The sequence below is a fragment of the Nocardia sp. NPDC004722 genome, from assembly GCF_053601505.1.
On sequence record NZ_JBSGBY010000277.1, the window covers coordinates 1 to 10,844 of the forward strand.

Genomic DNA, 10,844 nt, shown 5'->3' on the forward strand with positions numbered 1-10,844 from the left:
AGCACGGTGGCGAGCACGGGAGCCAGCCCGAAGGCCCCGCACATCACCATCTGCGCGCCGTCCAGCACCGCCGCCACGGCGGCCACCAGCAGCGACTGCCGAGCCAGTGACCTGGTCACATCCATGGCCGCACGCTACCCCGGGGACCCCCCATCCCCCGTGTGGGGGACGTGGAATCCCTCGTCGGCGCGACGCCACGGACCCCCCGCGTCACTACCGTCGAGATCATGTCCGACCTGTTCATCTACGCGCTGCCCGCGTTCGCGCTCCTGATGGTGATCGAGTGGATCGACAATCGCCGCGATCCGGATCGCCCGGCCAACGGCATCGACCGGCGCGACACCACCTCCAATATCGCCACCTTCGTGCTGGGTCGCGTCGCCAAACCGATTATGGCGCAGGTGATCCCGTTCTCCGGGGTGGTGCTGGCGGCCCATTTCACGCCGCTGCACCTGTCGCCGAAGCACTGGTGGGTGTGGGTGGCGGGCCTGATCGTCACCGATTTCTGCTACTACTGGGCGCATCGCGCCGATCACCGCATCCGGCTGCTGTGGACCTCGCACAGCGTCCATCACTCCAGCCGGTTCTTCAATTTCTCCACGGCCATCCGGCTGCCCTGGGCGCATCCGGCGGCCAACATCCTGCGCGGCCTGTGCTGGGTGCCCGCCGCCCTGCTGGGCTTCCCGGCGTGGATGATCTTCGTGCTGCAGTCGATCGGCCTACTCTACCAGTTCCCGATCCACACCCAGCGGGTGAAAACTCTGTGGCGGCCCATTGAATTCGTGTTCAACACTCCCGCGCACCACCGCGTCCACCACGGTTCCAACCAGCCGTACCTGGACACCAATTACGGCGGCGTGCTGATCATCTGGGATCGCATGTTCGGCAGCTTCGCGGCGGAAACCGAGCCGATTCGCTACGGATTGACCAAGGACATCGGCACCGACAATCCGATCAAGGTCAATTACACGGAGTTGGTGGATCTCGTCCGAGATGTCCGCCGTGCCGAGACCTGGCGCGGGCGAATCGGATATATCTTCGGCCCGCCGGGATGGAGTGAACGGCCCGCCGCCGCCGAGATCGAAAAGACTCCGGCCGCCGCCTGAGGCGAATGAAAAAGGGGCGCTCCGTCTTTCGACGGAGCGCCCCTTTTCTTGCTCAGCGAGCGGGCTTGCTCAGCGGGTGAGCCTTACGCCACGCCCTCGGCACGAGCCGCGTTGCCGACCGCCTCGGCGACGGCCGGGGCCACGCGCGGGTCCAGCGGGCTCGGGATGATCTTGTCCACGGCCAGCTCACCGGCGACCACATTGAAGATCGCCTCCGCCGCGGCCACCTTCATGCCCTCGGTGATGCGACGCGCACCGGCGTCCAGCGCGCCCTTGAAGACACCCGGGAAGGCCAGCACATTGTTGATCTGGTTCGGGAAGTCGCTGCGGCCGGTGGCCACGATGGCGGCGTACTTGCTCGCCACATCGGGGTGGATCTCCGGGTCCGGGTTGGACATGGCGAACACGATCGACTCGGGGGCCATCGAGGCGATGAGCTCCTCGGCGATGGTGCCCGCCGACAGGCCCAGGAACACGTCCGCACCGGCCAGCGCCTCGGCCGGGCCACCGGTCACGTTGCGCGGGTTGGTGCGCGCCGCCAGGTCCACCTTGACCGAGTTCAGGTCGCCGCGGTCACTGCTCACGATGCCCTTGGAGTCGAGCACGATGATGTCGGAAACGCCTGCGGCGAGCAGGATGTCGGTGCACGCCACACCGGCGGCGCCGGCGCCGGAGACCACGACCTTCAGGCCGGACATGTCGCGACCCTGCACCGCGGCGGCGCCCTTGAGGGCGGCCAGCACCACGATGGCGGTGCCGTGCTGGTCGTCGTGCATGACCGGGCAGTCCAGCGCCTCGATGACGCGCTTCTCGATCTCGAAGCAGCGCGGCGCGGAGATGTCCTCCAGGTTGACCGCGCCGAAGCTCGGGCGCAGGCGGATCAGGGTCTCGACGATCTCGTCGACATCCTTGGTATCCAGCACGATCGGGATCGAGTCCAGCCCGGCGAACTTCTTGAACAGCGCCGCCTTGCCCTCCATCACCGGCAGCGAGGCGCGCGGGCCGATGTCGCCCAGGCCCAGCACCGCGGTGCCGTCGGAGACGACCACGACCAGGCGCTCGGCCCAGGTGTAGGTCTTGGCCAGCGACTCGTCCTTGTGGATGCCGCGGCAGACCTGCGCCACGCCCGGGGTGTAGGCGATGGACAGATCGCGCTGCGTCTCCAGGGGCGCGGTGAGTTCGACCGAGAGCTTGCCGCCAAGGTGCCCGGCGAAAATTTCTTCCGTGGTGATGTCGGCCAGCGCCGCATTGGACGCCGGAGCCTCGGTGGCATTCACTGCTGCTTCAGTCACGGGTGACACGATTTCACTCCTGATCGGTTCGGACTCAACCGTTTGACGGTTACCGTTCGGTAATAGCTGAATTTGTGGTTTCGGTGCTCATATATCTTTTGCCGCAGTCGCGTTCAGCGACGTCGACAGCACTTCCGAGCCACTTCGCAGAAACCCTGCCACCTCATCGTGGCAACGCACACAAAGTATTACGGCAAAGCGAGAAGTGTCGCGCGGCAGCGCAGATCGTCGAGCGAGAACCGGAGGGGTGGTCCGATACAGCCGGGTGAGGGGTGAACCCACGAGTCGGGGTTCGCGATCACCGAGTGTCCCGGGCCGGGCGGTGGCGACGGCCAGGATCGGCCCATTCTGCCAGTCGCCGCGACGGCCTGCCAAATCGCCCCTGCGGGCCGTCGCGTCGCCTCACCATCGTTGCAGCGTAAAGCAGCCGGATCACGTCCGGATGAACGGAAACTCGCTGGTGGGGAGCTGAACCCGGAGAGCTGTCACAACGCGGTCGCGGGCGCGGCGGTGAGCTGTCAAGCGGGGCGGGCGGCGACGGTTGTGAGGTCGGGCCGGACCCAGACACTTTCGAGTCCGCCGGTGAGCAACCGTACCCGCCAGTCACTGACCGCGCCCGGGTGGTCGGTGCGGCGATGCATGCCGCGGGTCTCGGTGCGGGCCAGGGCCGAATACTTGGTCCACCGGGCCACGGCCAGCAGGGCGGCGGCCTGCCGCGCGCGCAGCCGGTCGGGTCCCTTTCCGCCGAGCGCCAATTCGACGCCGGGCCACAGACCGTCCAGTTCGGCGATGCTGTCGCGCAGGCTGCCGTCACTGCGCCAGTAGCTGCGCCGCAGCGGCAGTGTGTGCTCCTGCACCAGGCCGACCACCGCCCGCGGATCCAGCCGCGTCTTGTCACCCAGACCCGCCCCGGGCACGGGACGCGCCTTACCGATCTTGTTCCGGGCGCTGGCGAAACCCGCCGCGCCCGACCCCGCCCACACCCCGGAGGAAATCGCCCAGGCCCCGTTCTGCCCGCCGAAACCGCTCACCGCGCCCGTCACCGGCTCCCGGGTGGTGACATCGCCCGCGCCGTAGAGGCCGGGAACCGTGGTGGCGCAGTCGGGTCCGGCCAGCCGCAGCCCGCCGGTGCCGCGCACCGTGCCCTCCAGCACCGCGCACAGCGGCACCCGACCGGTCGGACTCGGCTGCTTGCGGCGCAATTCGGCGCGCATCGAATCCGGCAGGTCGTCGAGGGCCGCGTAGACCCGGCGGCCGTCCGCGATGGCCGCGAAAGCCTGTGCCCGCGAACCACATCCCTGCCCCCACAGCACCTCGCGCGACTCGTCGTAGAGGGTGGCGAAGTGCATGACCTGATCGGAGGCGAACACGGCGGACACCGGCCGCCCGCCCGGCAGCGGCGAATCGGCCACCGGCGCCAGCGAATACGCGTTGGAGAACTCCATGCCCGACAACTCGGCCCCGGCCTCCGCGCCCATCAGCAGCCCGTCGCCGGTGTCCACATCGGTACCCGCGCCGCCGGAGAGGAAGGCGCAGCCGCCGGTGGCCAGCACCACCGCGCGGGCCCGGACGGTCCAGCGGCGGCAGTCGCCGCGCAGCGCCACGCCCGACGCGCCGGACACCACCCCGTCGCCGTCGGTGAGCAGTTGCAGGGCCGGATGGTGATCGAGGATCCGCACCCCGGCGACCACCATGCTGCGCCGCAGCCGCCCGAGATACTTCGCGCCGTCGAGATAGACCCGGGCCGGGCGTTCCGCGTGTTCACCCTGGAAGCGGAAGCCGCCCCGCACCAACTGGCCGACACGCCGATGGGTCTCCTCCAGCACCCGGAACATCAGGTCCGGATCGCCGAGCCCGCCGCCGTGGGCCAGGGTCTGCCGCACGGCCTCCTCGCGGGCCGCGCCCGAGGGCAGATTCCAGAGCGTGACCTGGCCCCGCGCCGTCGGGCCGCTGGTTCCGCAGCGGGCCTTGTCGGCGACCAATACCCGCGCGCCCGCGGCAGCCGCGGCAAGGGCGGCCCAGGCACCCGCCGGGCCACCTCCCAGCACCAGCACATCGGCGTCGAATTCGGTCATATCGACAAATGTTCGACGACAGTTCAACTACTCGCAACCGTTATGCGTATTTCAATTCCACCACTGCGCCCAGAGCAGATATCCGGCTATCCCGAAAACGACCAAGCATCCGAAAAAGGCCGCGAAACCCTGACGTTTATCCGCATATATCTGGGCGGCCAGAACTGCGAGCGCGGCCGCCACATGCCAGGCCACATCCAGCCATCCGGGGCCTGGAAACCCGCGGCGAGCACCGACGATCGCCGTGCCGACGACCGTGGCCGCCAGCACCAGCGTGCCCCCCGCGATGATTCCGCTCAGACCCCGGAGAACCCTCATGCGGTGATCACCGGCACCCCACTCGCTTTGCCCACAATTTCCTCGAATTGCGTTGGGTCGGTAGTGAATTCACCAAGCCGGATGGTCTTGTTCGCGCCGTGGTAATCGGAGGAGCCGGTGGTGAGCAAACCCAGTTCGCCCGCCAGGCCCGCGAGCACCTCGCGGTCGGCCGCACTGTGATCCGGATGATCGAGTTCCAGTCCGCCCAGCCCGATCTCGGCCAGCTCCCGAATGTGGTCCAGGGCCAGCAGCCGCCCCCGCTTGCGGGCGCGGGCGTGGGCCACCACGCTCACCCCGCCCGCCGCGGCCACCATCTCGATCGCCCGGCGCAACGGCGTGTCGGCCTTCTCGACGTAGTAGCGCCCGTGCGGAGCCAGCAGATCCTGGAAAGCGGCGTCGACCGTCGGCACCACCCCGGCCTCGACCAGGGCGCGCGCCAGATGCGGGCGGCCCGCCGAAGGACCCACCGAGGCCATCACCACGTCCGGATCGATGGGCAGGCCGTCGGCGGCCATCTGCTCGGCCATGGCCCGCAGCCGGACCACCCGCTCGGCGCGCAGCCGTTCCCGCTCCTGCGCGAAGGACTCGTTCTCGGGGTCGAACAGGTAGGCCAGCAGATGCACCGGCACCGGATACCCGTCCTCCCCCAGGCCCACACACGACATCTCCATGCCGCGCACCAGGGTCAGCCCCGGCGGCAGGGCGGCGACCGCCTCGGCCCAGCCGGACGTGGTGTCGTGGTCGGTCAGAGCCACCACGTCGAGTCCGGCGGCGGCCGCTTTGCCGATGAGTTCGGCCGGGGTATCCGTGCCGTCGGAAGCGGAGGAATGGGTGTGGAGATCGATGCGCACGTCGTCAATATTGCACGCGCCCCAGGATTAGCATCCTTGATGTGTCCTCGAATCTGCCGCTGCCGTCCTTCCATTGGCCCGGACGGTCGGCCGCGCGCCCGGAACCGAAGCCCGCGGCCCATCCGGGCACCGTCGTCGACTGCGCCGTCTACGTGGACGGGCAGCGACTGTGGCAGGAGTGCAGCTACAAGAACGCGCTCGCCGAGGTGCGCGAGCGCAAGGAGGGCTTCGTCTGGCTCGGGCTGCTCGAACCCGGCACCGCGCTCATGACCGATGTCGCGGAGACCTTCGGCCTGCACGCGCTCGCCGTCGAGGACGCGGTCAACGCGCAGCAGCGACCCAAACTCGAACGTTACGACGACATCCTGTTCGTGGTGCTGCGCACCGTGCGCTATGTGGAGCACAAGGTCGGCACCGTCAGCGAGATCGTCGACACCGGCGAGATCATGGTGTTCCTCGGACCCGACTTCGTGATCACCGTCCGGCACGGCGATCACACCGAATTGCGCGGCGTCCGAAAGGATCTCGAAGCCGACCCGAAGCAGCTCGCGCTCGGCCCCGGCGCGGTCCTGCACGCCGTGGCCGACCGGGTCGTGGATACCTACGTACTGGTCACCGCGGCCATCGAGGAGGATGTCGACGCCATTGAGGAGGCCGTCTTCACGCCGTCGAACCAACTTCAGATCGAAGCCATCTATCAGCTCAAACGCGAAGTGGTGGAACTGCGCGGGGCTGTCAAGCCGCTGGGGATGCCGCTGCAGGTGCTCACCCACGACACCTCGCTGCCGCTGCCCAAGGAGATCCGCCGCTACCTGCGCGACGTCACCGACCACCACACCGCGGTCGCCGAGCAGATCGTCGACTTCAACGAATCCCTCTCCGCCCTCATCAATGCCGCGCTGGCGAAGGTGAGCGTCCAGCAGAACACCGATATGCGCAAGATCTCCGCGTGGGCCGCCATGGCCGCCGTGCCGACCATGATCGCGGGCGTCTACGGCATGAATTTCCAACACATGCCGGAACTTTCGTGGACCTACGGCTATCCCATCGTGATCGCCCTCATGGTGGCGCTGTGCGCCGGTCTGTACGCGAACTTCCATCGCAACAACTGGCTTTGAGCGCCTTCGACTAGAGCGAGGCCGCGGAGCGGCCCGGATCGCGTATGTCGATCCCGGCCTCGGTCCAGGCCTCGCGCAGAGCGGCCGCGCCGCGAATGCGCACCCACGCCGCCTCGGTGGCGGTGATCGGCACGACCGCCAGGAAGCGCACGGGCTCAGCGGGTTCCGGGAGTTCCACCTCCGGGATCGCGCTGTCGCTCAGCAGGACCGCGGTGAACGGGGCGTTGGACCACAACGGTTCTCCGAGGTCGAGCAGCGCATCCGCTTGCAGCACAACACCTTCCACCGACGGCGCGGCGACCAGCACGCCCAGCGTACGGGTCAGTCCTGAGCCCGCGCCCGCACCTCCGCGCAGGGTGAGCACGAGTTCGGCGCGCGGGCCGCGCACCGGATCCGCCAGTGCCGCCGCCGGATCCGTCATGGGGTGCCGGGAACCGCCGAGCGTGGCGTAGTGCACGAACTCGCCGTCGGGGATGCGCAGGATGTCGATGGGCTCGAGCCCGAGGAACGTCACCGAGGCCGCGTCCGCGCTGTCCACGCCGAAATGGCCGAGCACACCGGCTCGGACCTGATCCAGAACATCCATGGGCTAGATGGCCAGCCTGGCGAGCATGTCGCGCGCCTGCTCGGCGGTCTTGGGATCGCACAGCACGTCGTAGCGGCCCGCCACCAACTGCATGGTGGAGGCGAAGTCGCGCTGGCCGCGGGTGGCCGCGTACGGGATGGACGCGGAGATGAGCCCGAAGATGATGCCGCCGATCAGACCCACCGCCAGCGGGCCGATGGCCCCGCCGGAGGTGAACATGCTCAGCAGCAGACCCAGGAACAGACCCAGCCAGGCACCCGAAACCATGCCGCCGCCAATGACTTTGCCCCAGGTGAGGCGGTACAGCACGCGCTCGACCTGCATCAGGTCGACACCGACGATGGTCACGCCCTCCACCGGGAACTGATTGTCGGCGAGGTAGTCGACGGCCCGCTGCGCCTCGGCGTAGGTCGGGTAGGAACCGATCGGCCAGCCCGACGGTGGCGTCGGGAGACCCGGGCGGCCCCGGTTCGCATTCCCCATGGGATTCGTCATGACTCCATCATGCTATTTCGCGCCGACAGTCGGCGCTTCGAAACGCGTAGTCCGCACCATTCCGGCGGCCCGCCCCTTATCTGCTATGACCTGCGCCATCTTCGCGCTGGCTTCGTCGATCATCTCGTCGCCGAGCATGACCGCGCCGCGCGCGCCGCCCTCGACGGAGGTGTGGAAGGCGTACGCGTCCAGGATTTCCTCGGCGTGGTCGTAATCGGCCTGACGTGGGCTGAAGATCTCGTTGCAGGCGGTGATCTGGTCCGGATGCAGCACCCATTTGCCGTCGAATCCGAGTGCGGCCGTGCGGGATGCGTTGCGCCGGAAACCGTCGATATCGCGGACCGCCAGATAGGGTCCGTCGATGGCCTGCAACCCGTGGGCGCGGGCGGCCAGCAAGATCGTCATATAGATGTGGTGATACGCGTCACCCGGTTCGTAACCCTCCGGCTGCTCCCCCACCACGAGGGTCCGCATATTGATCGACGCCATGAAGTCGGCCGGGCCGAACACCAGCGTCTGCACCCGCGGGCTCGCGGTAGCGATGGCGTCGATATTGCGCAGCCCGAGCGCGTTCTCGATCTGCGGTTCGATCCCGATCCGCCCGACCGGCAGCCCGTTGGCCTTCTCCAGCTGGGTCAGCAGCAGATCCAGCGCCTGCACCTGCGCGGCGTCGATCACCTTGGGCAGCAGAATGGCGTCCAGCTCCGAGCCCGCGCCCTCCACGACGGTGATCACGTCGGCGTAGGTGTGCTCGGTGCTCCAGTCGTTGACCCGCACCACGCGAATCTGGTTGCCCCAGCCGCCCGCGTTGAGAGCCGCCACGATATTGGCCCGCGCCGCCGCCTTGGCCGCGGGCGCGACCGCGTCCTCGAGGTCCAGGAACACCTCGTCGGCCGCCAATCCCTTGGCCTTCTCGATCATGCGCGGGTTGCTGCCGGGCACGGCGAGCACCGATCGGCGCACTCGAGTAGTCGATCCCGCGGATGTCATGGCTCACTCCTTCACGTGGCGCGACAATTCGGACGCGCTCGACCCACTAGCCTTACCAAACATGGCAGCGACGAAGGTTTTCGCCGCCCGGTTGGCGGGCTTGGTGGTACTGGGACCGGACGGCGAGTCTATCGGCCGCCTCCGGGACATCGTGATCTCGATACGTTATGACCGCCAGCAACCCCGGGTTCTCGGCATCCTCGTCGAACTGTCCACGCGGAAAAGAATTTTCGTGCCGATGCTGCGCGTGCAGGCCGTCGAACCGGGCTCCATCACCCTCACCACCGGCACCATCAGCGTGCGCCGCTTCGAGCAGCGACCCGGCGAGTTGCTGGCCATCGCACAGATTCTCGACTCCGCCGTCCGGGTCGCCGATCCCAATCTGCCACAGCTGGCGTCCGCGGACGTGGTGGTCGTCGATCTGGGCATCGAGCAGGGCCGCACCCGCGACTGGGTGGTCTCGCGGGTCGCGGTGCGCGAACGCCGCCGCCTCGGCGTGGGTTTCGGGCGCCGCGGCGCGGTGCACGTGGTCGACTGGGCGCAGGTGCGCGGCCTGACCCAGACCGAACTCAATATGCCCGGCCAGGACGTCACCCAGCTGCTCGCGCAGTTCGAGGGCATGCGCCCCGCCGACGTCGCCCACATGCTGCGCGAGCTGCCCCACAAGCGCCGCATCGAGGTGGCCTCGGCCTTCGACGACGAACGCCTCGCCGACGTGGTCCAGGAGTTGCCCGAGAACGATCAGGTGGAACTGCTCGAGCAGCTCGGTGTGGAACGCGCCGCCGACCTGCTCGAGGCCATGGACCCCGACGACGCCGCCGACCTGCTGGGCGAGCTGCCCGCGGGCGAGGCGGAATCGCTGCTGGCGCTGATGGATCCCGAGGACTCCGAACCGGTCCGCCGCCTGCTCGAGCACGCGCCCTACACCGCGGGCGGTCTGATGACTCCCGACGCCATCGTGCTCACCGCCTCCACCACGGTCGCCGAGGCGCTGGCCCGAATCCGCGACCCCGAGCTGACCCCGGCCCTGGCGTCCATGGCCTTCGTGGTGCGCCCGCCGACGGCCACCCCGACCGGCCGCTACCTGGGCTGCGTGCACTTCCAGCAGCTGCTGCGGGAACCGCCCGCCAGCCTGGTCGGCGGTATCGTCGACACCGATCTGGTGCAGCTGCGGCCGGAGGCCCCGCTCACCGCCGTGACCCGCTATTTCGCGACCTACAACCTGGTGTGCGGACCGGTGGTGGACGCGGAGAATCATCTACTGGGAGCCGTCACCGTCGATGACGTGCTCGACCACCTGCTGCCGGAGGACTGGCGGGAGCAGGACGAAGACCATCACGACGTACACGGCGTGCCCGTGATCGAGGGGACGGGAGGCCGCGCATGAGCGAACGGCTCGAAAAACTCAGCGCCCGGCAGCGTTTGGAGACGCCGGTCGAGAACCGCTTCCGCGGCCTGGACTGGGACGCCGAGGCCATGGCCCGCACCAGCGAACAGGTGGCGCGGTTCCTCGGCACCGGCCGCTATCTGGTGATCCAGACCGTCATCGTCTTCGTGTGGATCATGCTCAACGTGTTCGCGGTGAGTCTGCAGTGGGACCCCTACCCCTTCATCCTGTTGAATCTCGCGTTCTCCACCCAGGCCGCCTATGCCGCGCCGCTGATCCTGCTGGCACAGAACCGGCAGGACAATCGCGACCGCGTGTCGCTCGAGGAGGACCGCACCCGGGCGGCCCAGACGAAGGCCGACACGGAGTTCCTGGCTCGGGAGTTGGCGGCGCTGCGGCTCGCCGTGGGTGAGGTCGCCACGCGCGACTACGTGCGCCGGGAACTGGACGACATCAAGGAATCCCTGGTCAGATTGGAGAAACTGGCCGTGGGCGGCGAGGTCCTGAAGGCCAAGAAAGCAAAGAAGAGTACCGATCGGAATACCCCCGAGGTCGCAATTTCGGCGCAAAATGATGGCGACTGACCACAGAAGTTGTTCCGTCAGAGCTGAGTCATGGGTAACCTG

The 10,844-nt window shown here is 68.3% G+C and carries 11 protein-coding genes; 4 read left to right on the top strand and 7 right to left on the bottom strand.

What is annotated here, in order from left to right:
- Window positions 1–227: 227 nt before the first annotated feature.
- On the top strand, window positions 228–1,106 hold the full coding sequence (locus ACWELQ_RS25015) for a sterol desaturase family protein (RefSeq protein ID WP_452399483.1): 879 nt from the start codon (window positions 228–230) through the stop codon (window positions 1,104–1,106).
- 83 nt (window positions 1,107–1,189) lie between these two features.
- On the opposite strand, the gene ACWELQ_RS25020 is transcribed toward ACWELQ_RS25015, so the two are convergent.
- The 4 genes from ACWELQ_RS25020 to ACWELQ_RS25035 all read right to left on the bottom strand — a co-directional run bounded on the left by ACWELQ_RS25020 (window position 1,190) and on the right by ACWELQ_RS25035 (window position 5,642).
- Window positions 1,190–2,398 carry an NAD(P)-dependent malic enzyme gene (locus tag ACWELQ_RS25020; RefSeq protein WP_452399484.1) on the bottom strand — a complete coding sequence of 403 codons (1,209 nt, stop codon included), beginning with the start codon at window positions 2,396–2,398 and terminating at the stop codon, window positions 1,190–1,192.
- Between the two features lie 518 nt (window positions 2,399–2,916).
- Entirely contained in the window at window positions 2,917–4,473 is a 1,557-nt protein-coding gene (locus ACWELQ_RS25025; RefSeq protein ID WP_452399485.1) for an FAD-binding protein, read from the bottom strand.
- 51 nt (window positions 4,474–4,524) lie between these two features.
- Window positions 4,525–4,791 carry a hypothetical protein gene (locus ACWELQ_RS25030; RefSeq protein WP_452399486.1) on the bottom strand — a complete coding sequence of 89 codons (267 nt, stop codon included), beginning with the start codon at window positions 4,789–4,791 and terminating at the stop codon, window positions 4,525–4,527.
- Window positions 4,788–5,642, bottom strand: coding sequence for a PHP domain-containing protein (locus tag ACWELQ_RS25035; protein ID WP_452399487.1), 855 nt, complete (start codon window positions 5,640–5,642; stop codon window positions 4,788–4,790). Before ACWELQ_RS25035 ends, ACWELQ_RS25030 begins: the two co-directional genes overlap by 4 nt.
- Window positions 5,643–5,683: 41 nt before the next feature.
- On the opposite strand from ACWELQ_RS25035, the gene corA reads away from it, so the two are divergent.
- The gene (gene corA, locus ACWELQ_RS25040; RefSeq protein ID WP_452399488.1) at window positions 5,684–6,760 is read left to right on the top strand and encodes a magnesium/cobalt transporter CorA; all 1,077 of its coding nucleotides are present in this window, start codon (window positions 5,684–5,686) and stop codon (window positions 6,758–6,760) included.
- 10 nt (window positions 6,761–6,770) lie between these two features.
- Here the strand turns inward: corA and ACWELQ_RS25045 are convergent, their stop codons facing one another.
- Genes ACWELQ_RS25045 through ACWELQ_RS25055 form a run of 3 tightly spaced genes read right to left on the bottom strand, consistent with a single transcriptional unit; the run spans window position 6,771 to window position 8,831 of the window.
- On the bottom strand, window positions 6,771–7,346 hold the full coding sequence (locus ACWELQ_RS25045; protein ID WP_452399489.1) for a suppressor of fused domain protein: 576 nt from the start codon (window positions 7,344–7,346) through the stop codon (window positions 6,771–6,773).
- A 3-nt stretch (window positions 7,347–7,349) separates the two neighbouring features.
- Window positions 7,350–7,841 carry a general stress protein gene (locus tag ACWELQ_RS25050; protein WP_369639262.1) on the bottom strand — a complete coding sequence of 164 codons (492 nt, stop codon included), beginning with the start codon at window positions 7,839–7,841 and terminating at the stop codon, window positions 7,350–7,352.
- A gap of 12 nt (window positions 7,842–7,853) precedes the next feature.
- The gene (locus ACWELQ_RS25055; protein ID WP_452399490.1) at window positions 7,854–8,831 is read right to left on the bottom strand and encodes an HpcH/HpaI aldolase/citrate lyase family protein; all 978 of its coding nucleotides are present in this window, start codon (window positions 8,829–8,831) and stop codon (window positions 7,854–7,856) included.
- Between the two features lie 61 nt (window positions 8,832–8,892).
- Between ACWELQ_RS25055 and ACWELQ_RS25060 the strand changes: the two genes are divergently transcribed.
- Both ACWELQ_RS25060 and ACWELQ_RS25065 read left to right on the top strand, forming a co-directional pair.
- Window positions 8,893–10,218, top strand: coding sequence for a magnesium transporter MgtE N-terminal domain-containing protein (locus tag ACWELQ_RS25060; protein WP_452399491.1), 1,326 nt, complete (start codon window positions 8,893–8,895; stop codon window positions 10,216–10,218).
- Window positions 10,215–10,802, top strand: a complete 588-nt coding sequence (locus ACWELQ_RS25065; protein WP_452399492.1) for a DUF1003 domain-containing protein — start codon at window positions 10,215–10,217, stop codon at window positions 10,800–10,802. Before ACWELQ_RS25060 ends, ACWELQ_RS25065 begins: the two co-directional genes overlap by 4 nt.
- Window positions 10,803–10,844 lie beyond the last annotated feature (42 nt).